Origin of the sequence: Pseudoalteromonas sp. DY56-GL22, assembly GCF_041414715.1 — a bacterium.
Taxonomy (GTDB): Bacteria; Pseudomonadota; Gammaproteobacteria; order Enterobacterales; family Alteromonadaceae; genus Pseudoalteromonas; species Pseudoalteromonas simplex.
On sequence record NZ_JANHZR010000013.1, the window covers coordinates 43,679 to 61,226 of the forward strand.

Here is a 17,548-nt window from a genome sequence, read left to right on the forward strand (position 1 = left end):
TCAGGCCCGAAACCAGCCAGTAATAAACCTCATATCAATTAGTCTAGCGATGTCATTAAACGGAGGACATCATGGACAAATATCAACTCTTTCACCAATTACACCACCAGCATGGGGGCTTTGTACTCGCTAATGCATGGGATCTTAGTTCAGCACAATTCATCCAAGCTGCGGGAGCTAAAGCCGTAGCAACAACCAGCTGGGGAATTGCGGCAAGTTTAGGGTTAGCTGATGGTGAAAACATCTCTTTTCAAACTCAGTTAGCGCTGGTTAAAAGCTTAACCGAACACCTTCATATTCCACTCTCTGTGGATATAGAGTCAGGCTACAGTAACGATCCGCTGCAAATTAGCGAAAACATTTTAGCGTTAGCAAGGTTAGGAGTTGTAGGCATCAACATAGAGGACTCAGATAAAGACACTAACGCACTGAGATCTACCGAACAGCAATGCACTATTATTCGTGAGATAAAAAAAGCACTTAACGAAAATGGCTTCGGTGGTTTATTTATAAACGCCAGAACCGATACCTACTTTGTTAGTGACTCCCCTTTTCAAGCAACATTAAAGCGAGCGAAAGCGTATCAAGATGCAGGTGCAGACGGTCTGTTTGTGCCCGGCTTAACTAACATAGAGCACATAACCAGCTTAGCTAACACAATAGATATGCCATTAAATGTGATGGCAATGAGCAATTTTAACTCAGCAAAAGCCGCTTTCGCTGGTGGTGCAAAACGGTTTTCATTGGGTAATTCGCTCTATGATCTAGTCGGTAATACGATAAAAACCAGTTTAACTCAGATCGAAAACTAACTTAGCGAGCTAAAAAATCAGATCAAAACAGCTTTTAAGATCGAATTTAGCTAAAAATGTTATCCATATTTGGGGCTTTTTTAGATCTAAAGGCTGATTTGATCATAAAAAAACGCGAAAATTTGAATTTATTTTCATACAACAGCCCTTTTTGATAACTAATTTTCTTAAAAACAGCCTTTATTAGCGCTTATTTAAGTTTTTTTCGATCTATTTTATTGATCGCAAATTGCAAACCGATCGTTATCAACAAGCGATCTATCCACAAAACGATCATACTCACTATTTTTATCAGATCTGAAAATTTAAGCGCTTACACACAATTAAAGATCAACAACTTAGCAAAGTTATACAGTTTCCAATATTTAGCTTGATCAGAACTTTCCCCAAATTTATCAACAGCTTGATCAAAGGGTTTAATTTATGAATAAATATAAAAAACCATTAAAAACAGTAAATTATAAAAAACATTGAATTAAAGCTGTCATTTTAAGCAGAAAAACTTATTCAGATCGTAATTCAACGCTTTACTCACACCCTAACTTAGTTATCATGTGGCCACTTATTTCTATACATGATCAATCACATGCAATCAGTAAATATCATCGTTGGCAGCCAAATGGGATCTGCAGAATACGTGGCAGAGCAACTAGCAGAAGCCCTTGAACAACAAGGGATCCAAGTGCAGCTTCATGAACAGCCTGTATTTGATGATATTGATCAGCAAGATACTATTTGGTTGTTATGTACTTCTACATACGGCGCTGGAGACTACCCAGAGAACCTACTGCCATTTGTTGAATCTATTAACCAACAGGCTGATCTTGAAGGATTAAACTACAGTGTGATCGGATTAGGTGACACTAGTTACGACACCTATAACTATGCAGGCCGTAATCTAGATGAGTTATTAGCTAATAAAGGCGCAAACCGCGTGGCAGAACGCTTAGAGCTCAATATTCTTGATGAAGCATTGCCAGAAGACACGGCATTAGCCTGGTTACCAAGCTGGATCGAATCAGCAGGGCTCAATTAAGCCGATCGGTGTTGATCGTTGTTATAAAAGTTACCCACAATTTACTGATAATTTAGATCAGATTGTGGATAAACACTGATCTAACTGCGATTTTAACCTAGTTTATCCCTTGGATAAGATCCAATCGATATTGCCCTGTGTATAAATAGCCCTTTTGATCAAAGCTTTTACGCGGGAAGATCCGATCATATTAACACCTTTAGATCTGCGTTAAGATCATGTTTTAAATGGTAAAGCGAACATTATCAACAGATCTAGCTGTTACTAGTAGTAAGAGTAATAAAAGATCTCTTTAAAAGATCCTTTATATTATTAGAGATCACCCACTTAGATCTTGAGCACTGTTTAATCATTTATCTTCTCTAAATTTCTAGGTAGAATACGCTCCCTTTACAAAGTTTTGCTGGTCGATTAAGTAGGATCCCATAAATGATTTTTCACGAACGTTTTGATGTTATTGTTGTAGGTGGTGGACATGCAGGTACTGAAGCTGCATTAGCATCTGCTCGCATGGGCATGAATACCCTATTGCTAACTCATAATATGGATACCCTTGGTCAAATGTCTTGTAATCCGGCAATTGGCGGTATTGGTAAAGGCCATTTAGTTAAAGAGATCGATGCTCTTGGTGGTGCAATGGCTCAGGCTATTGATAAAGGCGGTATTCAATTTCGTACTTTAAACTCATCTAAAGGTCCTGCAGTACGTGCTACACGTGCACAAGCTGACCGTGCTTTGTATAAAGCAGCTATTCAACATACTTTACAACATCAAGAAAACTTAAAGATCTTCCAACAATCATGTGACGATCTAATCGTTGAAGGTGATCGAGTAATCGGTGTTGTAACGCAAATGGGTCTTCGTTTTAGCGCGCCTTCTGTGGTTCTTACCGTAGGTACTTTCTTAGGTGGTCAGATCCATATTGGTTTAGAGAACTTCAAAGGCGGTCGTGCCGGTGATCCACCTTCTATTGCACTTGCTGAGCGTTTACGTGAATTACCTTTCCGTGTTGATCGCTTAAAAACAGGCACGCCTCCTCGTATTGATGCGCGTACTGTTGATTTTAGCAAGATGCAAGAACAGCCAGGTGATACCCCAACGCCTGTATTCTCATTTATGGGTAAACAATCGGATCACCCACAGCAGATCCCGTGTTACATCACTTATACAAATGAAAAAACACATGATGTGATCCGCAATAACTTACATCGCTCACCTATGTATTCAGGTGTAATTGAAGGTATTGGTCCACGTTACTGCCCTTCAATCGAAGATAAGATCGTACGTTTTGCTGATAAAGACAAACATCAAATCTTTGTTGAGCCTGAAGGTTTAACATCATACGAATTATATCCAAATGGTATTTCAACGAGCTTACCGTTTGATGTACAGCTTGAAATTGTGCAATCAATCACTGGTTTTGAAAATGCACACATTTGTCGTCCTGGTTATGCGATTGAGTATGACTTCTTTGATCCGCGCGACTTAAAGCAATCATTAGAAACTAAGTTTATTAATGGTTTATTCTTCGCAGGCCAAATCAATGGTACAACCGGTTACGAAGAAGCAGGCGCACAAGGTTTAATTGCGGGTATGAACGCCGCATTACAAGTACAAGGCAAAGAGTCTTGGACACCTCGTCGTGATGAAGCATACACAGGTGTACTCATTGACGACCTAGCAACATTAGGTACTAAAGAACCGTACCGTATGTTTACTAGCCGTGCTGAATACCGTTTATTACTTCGTGAAGATAATGCCGACATTCGTTTAACTGAAAAAGGCCGTGAACTTGGCTTAGTTGATGATGCTCGTTGGGCTGCATTTAACGAAAAAATGGAAATCATCGAAAAAGAAACGCAACGTTTAAAAGAAACATGGATCCACAAAGATCATGTTGCTGTTGATCAAGTAAACGCGTTATTAAAAACACCACTGACTCGTGAAGCGAGCCTTGAAGATCTGATCCGTCGTCCTGAAATTCGTTATAACGACTTAATGGCAATCGATGGTTTAGGTTCTGAGTTTGATAACCAAGCTGCACTTGAGCAAGTTGAGATCCATACTAAGTACGCAGGCTATATTGCTCGTCAGCAAGATGAGATCAATAAGCAGCTACGTCATGAACAAACTGTATTACCAAAAGACTTTGATTATTCAACTGTTTCTGGTTTATCAAATGAGGTTATCGCAAAGCTTACTGATAGTCGTCCAGATACAATTGGCCAAGCGTCACGTATTTCAGGTATCACCCCTGCTGCTATTTCGCTATTATTAGTCTATCTGAAAAAGCAAGGCTTACTGCGCAAGACTGCGTAGTTGGTGAGGAATACAGTGTTACAACAACAATTAACTTCGCTGTTAGCGCAAACTGATATTGCGCTAACAGAAAAACAGCAACAACAACTTGTGCAATATGTTGAATTATTAGACAAGTGGAACAAAGCGTATAACTTAACCTCTGTTCGTTTACCTGAAGAAATGATGGTTAAACATATTATGGATAGCTTAGTTGTTGCACCACACCTTAAAGGCAAACATTACATTGATGTAGGTACGGGTCCTGGTTTACCGGGTATCGTATTAGCCATCGCTTTACCTGATACACAATTTGTATTGTTAGATAGTTTAGGTAAACGCGTACGCTTTTTGATGCAGGTAAAACATGCACTTGGTCTTGAAAATGTAACCCCAGTGCAGTCTAGAGTTGAAGAATATCAACCAAGTGTTAAATTAGATGGTGTATTAAGTCGTGCATTCGCCTCTTTACAAGATATGGTTGACTGGTGTGCGCACTTGATTGATCATTCAGGTAAATTTATCGCCTTAAAAGGCGTATTTCCGAGCGAAGAACTAGACTCATTACCTAAAGGTATTAAGTTTGATGAAAAAATCAGCTTGGAAGTACCTGAGTTAGATGCGCAAAGACATCTAATCATTCTATCTAAAGACTAGGGATCAGAGCACTGTGGCAAAAGTCATCGCATTAGCAAACCAAAAAGGTGGTGTTGGTAAAACAACCACCGCTGTGAATCTCGCGGCATCGATGGCCGCGACGAAGCGTAAAGTGTTATTAATCGATCTTGATCCGCAAGGAAACGCTACCATGGGTAGTGGTGTCGATAAATACGGTGATGTTGCGACTATTTACGATTTATTGATTGAAGAAACACCAATCGATGAAGTGATCAATAAAGAAACCTCAGGTGAGTATCACTTAATTGCTGCTAATGGCGATGTGACTGCCGCTGAAGTTAAACTAATGGAATTGTTTGCTCGTGAAGTGCGTTTACGTAATGCGCTTGAACAAATTCAAGATCAATACGATTTCATTTTTATCGACTGCCCGCCTTCACTTAACATGCTTACTGTTAATGCCATGGCTGCCGCAGATTCGATTTTAGTTCCGATGCAATGTGAGTATTATGCCCTTGAAGGTTTAACGGCATTAATGGATACCATTACGCAGTTATCTAAGCTAGTAAATCCAGCGTTAACAATTGAAGGGATTTTGCGCACCATGTATGATCCGCGCAATCGCCTTGCAAATGATGTATCAGAACAACTCAAACAACATTTTGGCGATAAAGTATATCGTACCGTTATCCCACGTAATGTCCGTTTAGCAGAAGCGCCGAGTTTTGGTGCCCCTGCCATGTATTATGACCGTGCATCAAGTGGTGCTAAAGCTTACTTAGCCCTAGCCGGCGAAATGTTACGTAGAAAAGAGAAAACATCTTCAGCAGTAGCCTAACTTCGAGGTAAAAAAATAACATGTCTGCTAAAAAACGCGGTTTAGGCCGAGGACTCGACGCTTTATTAAGTTCATCAAAACCTGCCCCAAGTGCAAATAATCAGCAACAAGCGACAGCAACACCAGAGCAAGTCTCTGAAGTAGTTGCAGAGCAAAGCAAAGGTGAGCTGCAAAAATTAGCGATTGAGTTTTTACAATCGGGTAAATATCAACCGCGTAAAGACATGTCTGAAGAAGCGCTAGAAGAGTTAGCCAGCTCAATTCGTGCTCAAGGCATCATTCAGCCAATTGTTGTGCGCCAAATTGGTGCAGACAAATATGAAATTATTGCTGGTGAACGTCGTTGGCGTGCTGCTCAACTTGCAAAATTAGATGCTGTTCCATGTATCATCAAAGATGTACCAGATGAAGCAGCCGTTGCGATCGCATTGATTGAAAATATCCAACGTGAAGACCTAAACGCGATGGAAGAAGCGATTGCATTGAATCGTTTACTTAACGAATTTGAACTCACTCATCAACAAGTCGCCGAAGCAGTTGGTAAATCGCGTACGACTGTGACTAATTTACTACGTCTAAATAACCTTAACGAAGATGTTAAAATCTTGTTAGAACATGGCGACATCGAAATGGGTCATGCACGTTGTTTATTGGCACTTGAAGGCGAAGCGCAGTCAGATGCTGCTAGATTAGCGGTTGCTAAAGCGTTGACTGTTCGTGAAACTGAGAAATTAGTTCGCTCTATTTTAGAACCAGCTCCGAAAAAAGAAGTGCAAGAAAAAGATCCGGATGTCAAACAGTTAGAACAAAAACTTGCTGAAAATTTAGGCGCCAAAGTAGAAATAAACTACAATAAAAAAGGCAAAGGCAAACTGGTTATCTCTTATACAACTCTTGATGAGTTGGATGGCATTTTAAGCCGTATAAATTAAGACTATTCCCGTCATTAATTAATAACATGTCCAAAAAGAGACATTTGTGGTGTTTTTGCACTACAAAGGGTCGACTCAAGTTGCAAAACTGGTAGGAATCAGTATAATTTCGCCAGTTTTCATACCCTGACAATTTAACGTTCTAAAGGTTAACAAAACGTGACTAATAGGTTAGCAAGGCCGTATAGGCTTGCCGCATTTAAATTAATTTGTCTTCAGGGTATCGTAGCATTAATCGCTGCAGTAATTGTTTTTATAGGTTGGGGAGTCAATGCCGGCCAGTCAGCGCTTGCTGGCGGAGCTGTTGCACTACTCCCTAATTTTGTATTTGCTGTCTATGCATTCCGTTATATGGGTGCAAGTCGAGTAAATCAAGTGTATGCCTCGCTAAAGCGCGGCAACGGATTAAAATTTATGCTAACAATCGTTTTGTTTGCACTGATACTGAAGTCTTACACGGTCGTTTTATTACCGTTTTTCTGTGTTTATGTATTGGTGTTATTTAGCGGATTGTTTGCGCCCGTTTTTTTTAATCATTAACTTTTGGGATATAACATGGCTGCAGAAGAAGTAACTCTATCAAGCCATATTCAGCACCACTTAACTAACGCTAAGATGTGCTCGACCGACGCTGGTCTTGCCTTCAACAAAGCGTGTGCAGACAGTGGTTTCTGGACATGGAATATAGATACCCTCGCATGGTCAATCGGTCTAGGTCTTGTATTTTTATGGATCTTCCGTAGTGCCGCTAAGAAAGCAAATACCGGTGTACCTGGTAAATTTCAGTGTTTCATTGAAATGATCGTTGAGTTCGTTGGCGACAACGTACGTGACACATACCACGGTAAAAGCGCATTAATCGCTCCATTAGCTCTAACGATTTTCGTTTGGGTGTTCTTAATGAACTTAATGGACTTGATTCCGGTTGATTTCCTACCTGCATTCGCTGGCTTCGTTGGCGAGCAAGCATTTGGTATGGATTCTCACGATGTTTACATGAAGATTGTACCTACAACAGACATCAACATGACTGCTGCACTTGCTATTGGTGTATTCATTCTGATGATCGGTTACGCAATCAAAATCAAAGGGATTGGCGGATTCTTAGCTGAATTAACCCTTCACCCGTTTAGCTCTAATAACAAGCTAGCGATGGTGTTCTTAATCCCATGTAACTTATTACTAGAAACAATCGCTTTAGTTGCTAAGCCGTTCTCGTTAGCACTGCGTTTATTCGGTAACTTATATGCTGGTGAGTTGATTTTCATCTTGATCGGCGCAGTTGGTTTAATGCAACTACCGTTGCACTTTATTTGGGCTGTATTCCACATCTTAGTAATCGTACTGCAAGCATTCGTATTCATGATGCTTACAATCGTTTACCTAAGCATGGCAAGCTCAGATAATCACTAATTTTTTACACTTTTAAATTTTAACTTTAATTTACAATTGAAACTTTGGAGAAAAAAATGGAACTAATGATTGGTCTTAAGTACATCGCTGTTGCTCTACTTATCGGCTTCGGTGCAATCGGTACTGCTATCGGCTTCGGTAACATGGGTGGTAAATTCCTAGAAGCTTGTGCTCGTCAACCTGAACTTGCACCTTCATTACAAGTTAAGATGTTCATCCTTGCTGGTCTAATCGATGCCGTAGCTATGATCGGTGTTGGTATCGCAATGGTATTGTTGTTCGTACTTTAATATTATTTTTTGAACAGCTTACTATTTTAAGGAGGAGCGGTCGTGAACTTAACAGCCACTCTTATCGGTGAATTAATTGCATTTACGGTTTTCGTACTTTTCTGTATGAAATACGTATGGCCACCACTAAATGGTGCAATTGAAGCTCGCCAGAAGAAAATCGAAGATGGTTTAGCTGCCTCTGATAGAGCCGAAAAAGACTTAGAACTTGCGCAAAAGAAAGCTGCTGAGCAGCTTAAAGAGGCAAAAGCTCAAGCGGCTGATATCATTGAACAAGCTAAAAAGCGTGCCACGCTAATCGTTGACGAAGAAACTGTTCGTGGTCAACAAGAGCGTGAAAAAATTATTGCTCAAGGGCACTCTGAAATCGAAGCAGAGCGTAACCGTGTAACAGAAGAACTACGTAAACAAGTAGCGACGCTGGCAGTGGTTGGTGCTGAGAAGATTTTAGAGCGCGAAATCAATCAAGCCGCACACAGTGACATCGTTGAAAAACTTGTCGCTGAGCTGTAATTAGGAGGGTATGAGCATGTCTGAATTGGCTACTATCGCTCGCCCATACGCTAAAGCGGCTTTTGAACTTGCCGTTGAAAAAGGCACTGTTGAAAGTTGGAACGACATGCTGTTCTTTGCTGGCCATGTTGCCAGCAACGAGCAAGCCGCTGCCGCGCTAGCTGGATTGCCTACTGCTACTGAACAAGCAGATCTGTTTATCAAGATCTGTGCAGAGCAGCTCAACGAACAAGGTCAGAACCTAATCAAGGTGATGGCTGAAAATGGACGTTTAGTTGCACTGCCTGCTGTTGCTGAGTTATTCGCTGAATTTAAAGCGGACTACGACAAAGAAATCGACGTTGACGTGATTTCTGCAACACCGCTTGCTGCTGAGCAGCAAGCAACATTGGTAGCGGCACTTGAAAAACGTTTCGCACGCAAAGTTAAGCTGAATTGTAGTGAAGATACTACAGTTGTTGGCGGTCTTATCATTAAGGCGGGTGACACTGTAATCGACGGCTCAGTACGTGGCAAATTAGCCCGCTTAGCTACATCACTACAATCGTAATTGGGAAAAAGAGCATGCAACTTAATTCCACTGAAATTTCAGATCTGATCAAACAACGTATTGAGCAGTTCGAAGTTGTAAGTGAAGCTCGTAACGAAGGTACTATCGTATCTGTTACTGACGGTATCATCCGCATCCACGGTCTTGCTGACTGTATGCAAGGTGAGATGATCGAGCTTCCTGGCAACCGTTATGCTATCGCACTAAACCTTGAGCGTGACTCAGTAGGTGCTGTAGTAATGGGTCCTTACGCTGACCTTAAAGAAGGCGTAAAAGTTAAATCAACTGGTCGTATCCTAGAGGTTCCTGTTGGTCGTGGTCTACTTGGTCGTGTTGTTAACACACTAGGTGCACCTATCGACGGTAAAGGCGCTTTAGATAACGACGGTTTTGAACCTGTTGAGAAAATCGCACCAGGCGTTATCGAACGTCAATCAGTAGATGAGCCAGTACAAACTGGTTATAAATCTATCGATGCGATGATCCCAGTAGGTCGTGGTCAACGTGAGCTTGTGATCGGTGACCGCCAAACTGGTAAAACTGCATTAGCAATCGATGCTATCATCAACCAAAAAGGTACAGGCGTTAAGTGTGTGTACGTTGCAGTTGGTCAAAAAGCATCTACTATCGCTAACGTAGTACGTAAATTAGAAGAGCACGGTGCATTAGAAAACACAATCGTTGTTGTTGCATCTGCTTCTGAATCTGCGGCACTTCAGTACCTAGCACCATTCTCTGGTTGTACTATGGGTGAATACTTCCGTGACCGTGGTGAAGACGCGCTAATCGTATATGATGATTTATCTAAGCAAGCTGTTGCTTACCGTCAAATCTCATTACTACTTAAGCGTCCACCAGGCCGTGAAGCATACCCAGGTGACGTATTCTACCTTCACTCACGTCTTCTAGAGCGTGCATCACGTGTAAACGCTGATTACGTTGAGAAGTTCACTAATGGTGAAGTGAAAGGTAAAACAGGTTCATTGACGGCATTGCCAATCATTGAAACTCAAGGCGGCGACGTTTCTGCGTTCGTACCGACAAACGTTATCTCTATCACCGATGGTCAGATCTTCTTAGAAACTGACTTATTCAACTCAGGTATCCGTCCAGCTGTTAACGCTGGTATCTCGGTATCTCGTGTTGGTGGTGCAGCGCAAACTAAAATCGTTAAGAAACTAGGTGGTGGTATCCGTCTAGCGTTAGCTCAGTACCGTGAATTAGCTGCGTTCTCGCAGTTCGCGTCTGACCTTGACGATGCAACACGTGCTCAATTAGAGCATGGTGAGCGCGTAACAGAGCTAATGAAGCAGAAACAGTACGCACCAATGTCTGTTGCTGAAATGTCTCTGTCGCTATTTGCTGCTGAAAAAGGCTACCTAAAAGACATCGAAATCGCGAAAATCATGGATTTCGAAGCTGGCCTAATTTCTTATGCAAACAGCACATACGCAGAGCTAATGGCTCAAATCAATGAAACTGGTAACTACAACGCTGAGATTGAAGCTCAACTTAAAGAACTTCTAGAGAAGTTCAAGTCGACGCAAACTTGGTAATTTAGTTATGAATGGTGAGCTTTAGGCAACTAAAGCCCACCTGATTCGGAGAGAGAGTCATGGCCAGCGGAAAAGAGATTAAAAGCAAGATCGGGAGTATCAAGAATACTCAAAAGATCACCAGCGCAATGGAAATGGTTGCTGCGTCTAAAATGAAAAAAGCGCAGGAACGTGTGGCGTCAAGCCGTCCATACGCTGAAAACTTACGCCAAGTGATTGGTCGTGTTGCTCAAGCAAATCTTGATTTTACTCACCCTTTCTTAGAAGAGCGTGAAGTAAAACGAGTTGGTTATATTGTTATCTCTACTGACCGTGGTCTATGTGGTGGCTTGAACTCAAACGAGTTCAAAAAAGTTGCCCTAGATGTTAAAGCGTGGAAAGAAAAAGGCGTTGAAGCTGAATTTACTACTTTAGGTAGCAAAGCAGCTGGCTTTTTCCAACGTTTTGGCGGTAAGTTAGTCGCTAAAAAAGCGAACTTAGGAGATACACCTTCACTACAAGACGTTATTGGTCCTGTAAAGACAATGCTAGATGCATACTCTGAAGGTAAAATTGACCGCTTATACGTAGTATTCAACAAGTTCGTTAATACTATGAAGCAAGAGCCAACAATCGATCAGTTACTCCCTTTGCCAAAAGCTGAAGAAGAAGTATCTCAACATTCTTGGGATTACTTATATGAGCCAAACCCAGAAGCGATTTTAGAAGCTCTGTTAGTACGCTTTATTGAGTCTCAAGTATACCAAGGTGTAGTTGAGAACGCTGCCTCTGAACAGGCTGCCCGTATGGTTGCAATGAAAGCTGCAACTGATAACGCAGGCGACCTTATGGATGAGTTACAGCTTGTTTATAACAAGGCTCGTCAAGCTGCAATCACACAAGAAATTAGTGAGATTGTTGGCGGTTCGGCAGCAGTTTAACGCTTCGGCAAAGTTTAATGAGAGGAATAGACATGAGTTTAGGTAAGGTCGTCCAAATTATCGGCGCCGTTGTGGATATCGAATTTCCACAAGACAACGTGCCAGCCGTATATGACGCACTAAAAGTAACAGATGGCGACTTAGCTGGTTTAACTTTAGAAGTTCAACAACAGCTAGGTGGCGGTGTGGTACGTGGTATCGCACTTGGTACTACTGACGGTTTACGTCGTGGTACTGCAGTAGAAGGTACAGGTCAGCCAATCCACGTTCCAGTAGGTACGAAGACACTAGGTCGTATCATGGACGTATTAGGTAACCCTATTGATGAAGCTGGTCCAATTGGTGAAGAAGAGCGTATGTCTATTCACCGTGCAGCACCTTCTTATGAAGAACAATCAAGTTCAGTAGAACTTTTAGAGACTGGTATCAAGGTAATCGACCTTGTATGTCCATTCGCTAAAGGTGGTAAAGTTGGTCTATTCGGTGGTGCCGGTGTTGGTAAAACCGTAAACATGATGGAACTTATCCGTAACATCGCAATCGAGCACAGCGGTTACTCAGTATTCGCAGGTGTTGGTGAGCGTACTCGTGAGGGTAATGACTTCTACCATGAGATGAACGACTCAAACGTACTAGATAAAGTATCTCTAGTATACGGTCAAATGAATGAGCCACCGGGTAACCGTTTACGCGTAGCGTTAACAGGTCTTACTATGGCAGAGAAGTTCCGTGACGAAGGTCGTGACGTACTTTTCTTCGTTGATAACATCTACCGTTATACTCTAGCGGGTACAGAGGTATCAGCACTTCTAGGTCGTATGCCTTCAGCAGTAGGTTACCAACCAACTCTTGCTGAAGAAATGGGTGTACTTCAAGAGCGTATCGCATCTACTAAGACGGGTTCAATCACTTCAATCCAAGCGGTATACGTACCTGCGGATGACTTAACTGACCCATCTCCAGCAACAACGTTTGCTCACTTAGATGCAACAGTAGTACTTTCTCGTGATATCGCTTCACTTGGTATCTACCCTGCGGTAGACCCACTTGATTCATCTTCACGTCAACTTGACCCACTAGTAATCGGTCAAGAGCACTACGATACAGCGCGTGGCGTTCAAACAGTTCTTCAACGTTATAAAGAACTTAAAGACATCATCGCAATCCTAGGTATGGACGAGCTTTCTGACGAAGATAAGCAAGTTGTATCTCGTGCACGTAAAATCCAGCGTTTCCTATCTCAGCCGTTCTTCGTTGCTGAGGTATTCACAGGCGCGCCTGGTAAATACGTGTCACTTAAAGACACAATTGCTGGCTTCAAAGGTATCTTAAACGGTGAGTTTGATGATATGCCAGAGCAAGCGTTCTACATGGTTGGCTCTATTGAAGAAGCTCAAGAAAAAGCCAAAAGCATGTAATTAGGAGGGTAGTATGGCGGCTATGACTGTACATCTTGACGTAGTAAGCGCAGAAGAGAGCTTGTTCTCTGGTCTGGTTGAATCGATTCAAGTGAGTGGTAGTGAAGGTGACCTTGGTGTTAACTATGGTCACGCTCCATTATTAACTGCCCTAAAACCTGGTATGGTACGTTTAGTTAAGCAATTTGGTCACGAAGACGTGATGTATATTGCTGGCGGCACGCTAGAAGTTCAACCGGATCGCATCACGATTCTTGCAGATACTGCAGTACGTGGTGAAGACCTAGACGAGCAAGCGGCTGAAAAAGCTAAACGTGATGCTGAAGAGCAAATGGCGAATACGTCAACTGCTGAGTTAGATTATCAACAAGCTGCAGTGCAACTTGCTGAAGCAATCGCTCAACTTCGCGTAATTCAACAATTACGTAAAAAGTAAGCCTACTCGGTTTTCGAAAAGCCCACTCAACGTGGGCTTTTTTGTGCCTAAAATTCACCGTTTAGCACCCTACTTTATATTTATACTTATATCCTTCATCAAAGCTCGCTACAATAGTGTAAATTAATAGTGAATAGCTGTTTCATTCAAGGTTCAGTCCAACACATTAGGATTGCGTATTTACACATGATGTGACTTACACAACTTTGTATGTTTCCCAGAACTCACAAAATATTGCACACCTAAAACAAAGAAAGAAGGATATTGTTTTAATGTCTCTGACTACCGTTATTCTTGCTGCGGGTAAAGGCACCCGCATGCGCTCTGCTCTACCTAAGGTATTACACAAAGTTGCTGGCAAACCTATGGTTCAGCACGTTATCGATAATGCCACTGCCCTTGGTGCTCATGAAACAAATCTTGTTTACGGTCATGGCCGTGAGCAGCTTCAAGAAGCCCTATCGCACAACCAAGTAAACTGGGTATTACAAGAAGAACAACTCGGTACGGGTCATGCTGTCGCTGTTGCTAAAGAACACATTGCCGATGATGACACCGTATTAATTCTCTATGGTGATGTGCCACTAACAAAACGCGCGACCTTAGAAAAGCTACTTGCTGCAACTCCAGAAAAAGGTTTAGCGGTGTTAACGGTTATCTTAGATGACCCATCAGGTTATGGCCGAATGATCCGTGAAAATGGCAAGCTAGTAGGTATTATCGAACAAAAAGATGCTTCACCAGAGCAACTTGCAATTAAAGAAATCAATACCGGTATTATGGCTGCGAATGGTGCGCTACTTAAACGTTGGTTAGGTAACCTATCTAACAACAACGCCCAAGGTGAATATTACTTAACTGATATTGTAGCTATGGCACACAGTGAAGGGGTTGAAATTACTTCTGCACAGCCTGAGCATCCGATGGAAGTTGAAGGTGCTAATAATCGCGTACAACTTTCAGCACTTGAACGTGCATACCAAGCATGGCAAGCAGAAGAGCTAATGCTAAACGGCGCAACACTTGCTGATCCTGCTCGTATTGATGTACGTGGTGAAGTAACGACTGGCGAAGACGTACTGATCGACGTTAATGTTATTTTCGAAGGTAAAGTAACGCTTGGTAATAACGTACAAATTGGCCCAAATTGCGTACTTAAAGATTGTACTATCGGCGATAACGTTGTTATTAAAGCTAACTCACTTGTTGAAGAAGCCAGTGTTGCTGCTAAATGCACTTTAGGCCCATATGCCCGCCTTCGCCCTGGTGCGATTATGGAAGAAGACTCGCACATTGGTAACTTCGTTGAGATGAAAAAGACTCGCTTAGGCAAAGGCTCAAAAGCAAACCACCTAACCTACTTAGGCGACACTGAAGTTGGCGAAAAAGTTAATATTGGCGCAGGGACTATTACTTGTAACTATGATGGCGTAAATAAATCAAAAACCATTATTGGTGATAACGCCTTTATCGGTTCTAACTCATCACTGGTAGCCCCTGTGAATATTGGTGCAATGGCAACAGTTGGCGCAGGTTCGGTTATTACTAATACAGTTGAAGACGAACAGCTTGCAGTTGCTCGTGGTAAACAACGTAACCTTACTGGTTGGAAGCGCCCAACTAAAAAGTAATGAGCTACCCTACTAATTTATAAATAAAAAGCGAGTTTATACTCGCTTTTTTTATGGCTAAATTTTGTTCTCATAAAAGTGCCATATAGTTGTAATGCCTGCGTGTTGTAATTGCCCTAATACAATTCCAAGGAAAAATAATAATGTTAAAAAGATCAATTATTGCGCTATCACTTTTAACCATTCTTTCTGGCTGCTCATTAGACGGTGACGACGGCAAAGACGGCCTACAAGGTGAGCAAGGTCCTGCAGGTCAAAATGGAACTGATGGAGTAAATGGCACCGATGGTACAAACGGAAATGACGGAGCAAATGGTACAGATGCAAACGCTGCTTTAACTATAAATCTTATCGGCCGTGCAGTGCTGAACGCAGAAAGCCCTGAAGGTGCTGCGGAAATTGTTGCTTACCAAGCATCTAAACAACGAATATTTGCTATCAATAGTTCCGGTGATTCTGCGGTCGTTAATATCATGAAAGCCGATAGCTTTGACCGTGCAGCTTTAGTTAAAGATAACGAAGGGGTTATAAACGGCACTAATTTAACCTCAGAGATTACCCTTGCACTTAATGAGCACAGTGTGGGTGATGCGAACAGTATCGCGATTGATGCTAATAATGAACTTTTAGCCGTTGCAATGGCAGCTAGTAATACCGGTGATGCAGGTTTAATCGCATTTTATGATATTAGTGGCGACGAGCCTCAGTTTATTAAAAATGTCACTGTAGGCGCCCTGCCCGACATGGTTACTTTTAGCCATGATGGCAATAAAGTATTGGTTGCAAATGAAGGCGAACCCAATGGTGACTACAGTATTGACCCTGAAGGCTCTATCAGCATTATTAATATTAATGATGGTGTAATTGCAGATACTGCTATTAGCATTACTTTTTCGGCTTATAACGACAAACAAGCAGAGCTTGAAGAACTTGGGATCGTATTTGCTAACCCGACAGGTCGAACAATCAACGGTAACTTGATTAATACAACCGTAGCAATGGATTTAGAACCAGAATACATCAGCATTTCAAAAGACAATAAGTTTGCCTACGTGTCACTACAAGAAAATAACGCCCTTGCTATCGTCAATCTTGAAGATAATAGCCTAGAGCTTAAAGGCTTAGGATTTAAAGATTGGTCTAATTTACTTTTTGATGCATCAGATAAAGACGGTGGTGTTAACTTTAAATCGTACCCTGGTCTCTATGGCATGTATCAACCAGATACGATTTCAAGCTTTACTTGGAAAGGTGCTAACTTTATTGTCACAGCGAACGAAGGTGATGCACGAGAATACTTCTTTGATACAACCGACGAAGCTGATTGTTTAGCAAAGGGTGGTCTAGATTATGATGAAGATGATGGTTGTTTATCATATATAGATGAAACCAGAGCTAAAGACTTAACACTGGCAAGCAATTTTGATTACCTGAACAATGACAACAGTGATATTGGCCGTTTAAAAGTAACCACTGTTAAAGGTGATGAAGATAATAATGGCGAATATGAATCACTCTATGCATATGGTGCTCGCTCTTTTACCATCTGGGATAGTAACGGCATGGTGGTTTTTGACTCGGGCGATCAAATCTCACGTATTACTGCATCAGTTCACGGAGCAGCATTCAATAATAACGAAGATGAAAATGAAGGTGATAGTCGCTCTGATGACAAAGGTGCAGAACCAGAAGCGTTAGCACTGGGTACTATTGGCGAACGTACATTTGCATTTATTGGTTTAGAGCGTATGGGTGGCATTATGGTGTTTGATATTACTAATCCATACAATGTGACATTCCAAGATTACTTTTTTAATCGTGGCCTAGAAGCTGATGCAGATATAACAGGTGATCTTGCTCCTGAAGGTATGGCATTTATACCTGCAGAACAAAGTGCAACGAATGAAGCATTGCTAGTTGTTGGTAATGAAATTTCGGGTTCAATCGCTGTTTGGGAAATTTCTACTAACTAATCCGCCTTATAAAAATAAAAAGCGACATAGCTAATTTAATGTATGTCGCTTTTTCTATGCCATTTTATCCTCACAAAAATGACTGTTTTTTGAGCTAAAACCCCTCTGTAACCCTTTATTTGTATGGTTATTGCACTAATTTGAAAATATTCAAAAAAACCTTCAAAAAGTGCTTGCGTTAATTCTTCGTATCCCTATAATGCGCATCCACTGACACGGCGGGCAGCAATGAAAAGGGCTGAACAAAGTGACAGAGAGTTAAGTAAAACTTCGGTTTAAAACGGTCTAAAAAGAAAGTTTAAAATTAAGTGTTG

17 protein-coding genes are annotated in these 17,548 nt (G+C 41.5%); all 17 read left to right on the plus strand.

The window, feature by feature from the left end:
- The first annotated feature begins 71 nt into the window (after positions 1-71).
- Positions 72-812 (plus strand): isocitrate lyase/phosphoenolpyruvate mutase family protein, encoded by a 741-nt coding sequence (locus NO991_RS19360; protein ID WP_166339761.1) that lies wholly within the window; start codon positions 72-74, stop codon positions 810-812.
- A 586-nt stretch (positions 813-1,398) separates the two neighbouring features.
- Entirely contained in the window at positions 1,399-1,848 is a 450-nt protein-coding gene (mioC, locus tag NO991_RS19365; protein WP_371352314.1) for an FMN-binding protein MioC, read from the plus strand.
- Between the two features lie 429 nt (positions 1,849-2,277).
- Positions 2,278-4,167: a tRNA uridine-5-carboxymethylaminomethyl(34) synthesis enzyme MnmG gene (gene mnmG, locus NO991_RS19370; RefSeq protein WP_054554801.1), complete on the plus strand. Its 1,890-nt coding sequence runs from the start codon at positions 2,278-2,280 to the stop codon at positions 4,165-4,167.
- A gap of 15 nt (positions 4,168-4,182) precedes the next feature.
- Positions 4,183-4,803, plus strand: a complete 621-nt coding sequence (gene rsmG, locus NO991_RS19375) for a 16S rRNA (guanine(527)-N(7))-methyltransferase RsmG (RefSeq protein WP_054554802.1) — start codon at positions 4,183-4,185, stop codon at positions 4,801-4,803.
- Between the two features lie 13 nt (positions 4,804-4,816).
- Positions 4,817-5,602 (plus strand): ParA family protein, encoded by a 786-nt coding sequence (locus NO991_RS19380; RefSeq protein ID WP_054554803.1) that lies wholly within the window; start codon positions 4,817-4,819, stop codon positions 5,600-5,602.
- A 20-nt stretch (positions 5,603-5,622) separates the two neighbouring features.
- Entirely contained in the window at positions 5,623-6,534 is a 912-nt protein-coding gene (locus tag NO991_RS19385; RefSeq protein WP_054554804.1) for a ParB/RepB/Spo0J family partition protein, read from the plus strand.
- Positions 6,535-6,693: 159 nt separating this feature from the next.
- Positions 6,694-7,074, plus strand: a complete 381-nt coding sequence (locus tag NO991_RS19390; RefSeq protein ID WP_054554805.1) for an ATP synthase subunit I — start codon at positions 6,694-6,696, stop codon at positions 7,072-7,074.
- Between the two features lie 15 nt (positions 7,075-7,089).
- On the plus strand, positions 7,090-7,947 hold the full coding sequence (gene atpB, locus NO991_RS19395) for a F0F1 ATP synthase subunit A (protein ID WP_054554806.1): 858 nt from the start codon (positions 7,090-7,092) through the stop codon (positions 7,945-7,947).
- Positions 7,948-8,003: 56 nt separating this feature from the next.
- Positions 8,004-8,237, plus strand: coding sequence for a F0F1 ATP synthase subunit C (gene atpE, locus NO991_RS19400; RefSeq protein ID WP_010561330.1), 234 nt, complete (start codon positions 8,004-8,006; stop codon positions 8,235-8,237).
- Between the two features lie 42 nt (positions 8,238-8,279).
- The gene (atpF, locus tag NO991_RS19405) at positions 8,280-8,750 is read left to right on the plus strand and encodes a F0F1 ATP synthase subunit B (protein ID WP_054554807.1); all 471 of its coding nucleotides are present in this window, start codon (positions 8,280-8,282) and stop codon (positions 8,748-8,750) included.
- 16 nt (positions 8,751-8,766) lie between these two features.
- Positions 8,767-9,300 (plus strand): F0F1 ATP synthase subunit delta, encoded by a 534-nt coding sequence (gene atpH, locus NO991_RS19410; RefSeq protein WP_054554808.1) that lies wholly within the window; start codon positions 8,767-8,769, stop codon positions 9,298-9,300.
- 14 nt (positions 9,301-9,314) lie between these two features.
- A complete protein-coding gene (gene atpA / locus NO991_RS19415) occupies positions 9,315-10,856 on the plus strand; it encodes a F0F1 ATP synthase subunit alpha (RefSeq protein ID WP_054554809.1) in 1,542 nt (513 codons plus the stop codon).
- Positions 10,857-10,915: 59 nt separating this feature from the next.
- Positions 10,916-11,776 carry a F0F1 ATP synthase subunit gamma gene (gene atpG / locus NO991_RS19420; protein ID WP_054554810.1) on the plus strand — a complete coding sequence of 287 codons (861 nt, stop codon included), beginning with the start codon at positions 10,916-10,918 and terminating at the stop codon, positions 11,774-11,776.
- A gap of 32 nt (positions 11,777-11,808) precedes the next feature.
- Positions 11,809-13,194 (plus strand): F0F1 ATP synthase subunit beta, encoded by a 1,386-nt coding sequence (atpD, locus tag NO991_RS19425; RefSeq protein ID WP_054554811.1) that lies wholly within the window; start codon positions 11,809-11,811, stop codon positions 13,192-13,194.
- A 13-nt stretch (positions 13,195-13,207) separates the two neighbouring features.
- A complete protein-coding gene (locus tag NO991_RS19430) occupies positions 13,208-13,630 on the plus strand; it encodes a F0F1 ATP synthase subunit epsilon (protein ID WP_054554812.1) in 423 nt (140 codons plus the stop codon).
- 272 nt (positions 13,631-13,902) lie between these two features.
- The gene (glmU, locus tag NO991_RS19435) at positions 13,903-15,261 is read left to right on the plus strand and encodes a bifunctional UDP-N-acetylglucosamine diphosphorylase/glucosamine-1-phosphate N-acetyltransferase GlmU (protein ID WP_371352315.1); all 1,359 of its coding nucleotides are present in this window, start codon (positions 13,903-13,905) and stop codon (positions 15,259-15,261) included.
- Between the two features lie 143 nt (positions 15,262-15,404).
- A complete protein-coding gene (locus NO991_RS19440; RefSeq protein WP_371352316.1) occupies positions 15,405-17,234 on the plus strand; it encodes a choice-of-anchor I family protein in 1,830 nt (609 codons plus the stop codon).
- Positions 17,235-17,548: the final 314 nt, after the last annotated feature.

Bases quoted from the DNA above. Each gene is read 5' to 3' on its own strand.
- NO991_RS19385 (WP_054554804.1), top strand. From the start codon at position 5,623: ATGTCTGCTAAAAAACGCGGTTTAGGCCGAGGACTCGACGCTTTATTA.
- atpB (WP_054554806.1), top strand. From the start codon at position 7,090: ATGGCTGCAGAAGAAGTAACTCTATCAAGCCATATTCAGCACCACTTA.
- NO991_RS19430 (WP_054554812.1), top strand. From the start codon at position 13,208: ATGGCGGCTATGACTGTACATCTTGACGTAGTAAGCGCAGAAGAGAGC.
- atpG (WP_054554810.1), top strand. From the start codon at position 10,916: ATGGCCAGCGGAAAAGAGATTAAAAGCAAGATCGGGAGTATCAAGAAT.
- atpA (WP_054554809.1), top strand. From the start codon at position 9,315: ATGCAACTTAATTCCACTGAAATTTCAGATCTGATCAAACAACGTATT.
- mnmG (WP_054554801.1), top strand. From the start codon at position 2,278: ATGATTTTTCACGAACGTTTTGATGTTATTGTTGTAGGTGGTGGACAT.
- atpH (WP_054554808.1), top strand. From the start codon at position 8,767: ATGTCTGAATTGGCTACTATCGCTCGCCCATACGCTAAAGCGGCTTTT.
- atpD (WP_054554811.1), top strand. From the start codon at position 11,809: ATGAGTTTAGGTAAGGTCGTCCAAATTATCGGCGCCGTTGTGGATATC.
- NO991_RS19360 (WP_166339761.1), top strand. From the start codon at position 72: ATGGACAAATATCAACTCTTTCACCAATTACACCACCAGCATGGGGGC.
- NO991_RS19440 (WP_371352316.1), top strand. From the start codon at position 15,405: ATGTTAAAAAGATCAATTATTGCGCTATCACTTTTAACCATTCTTTCT.
- glmU (WP_371352315.1), top strand. From the start codon at position 13,903: ATGTCTCTGACTACCGTTATTCTTGCTGCGGGTAAAGGCACCCGCATG.
- atpE (WP_010561330.1), top strand. From the start codon at position 8,004: ATGGAACTAATGATTGGTCTTAAGTACATCGCTGTTGCTCTACTTATC.
- mioC (WP_371352314.1), top strand. From the start codon at position 1,399: ATGCAATCAGTAAATATCATCGTTGGCAGCCAAATGGGATCTGCAGAA.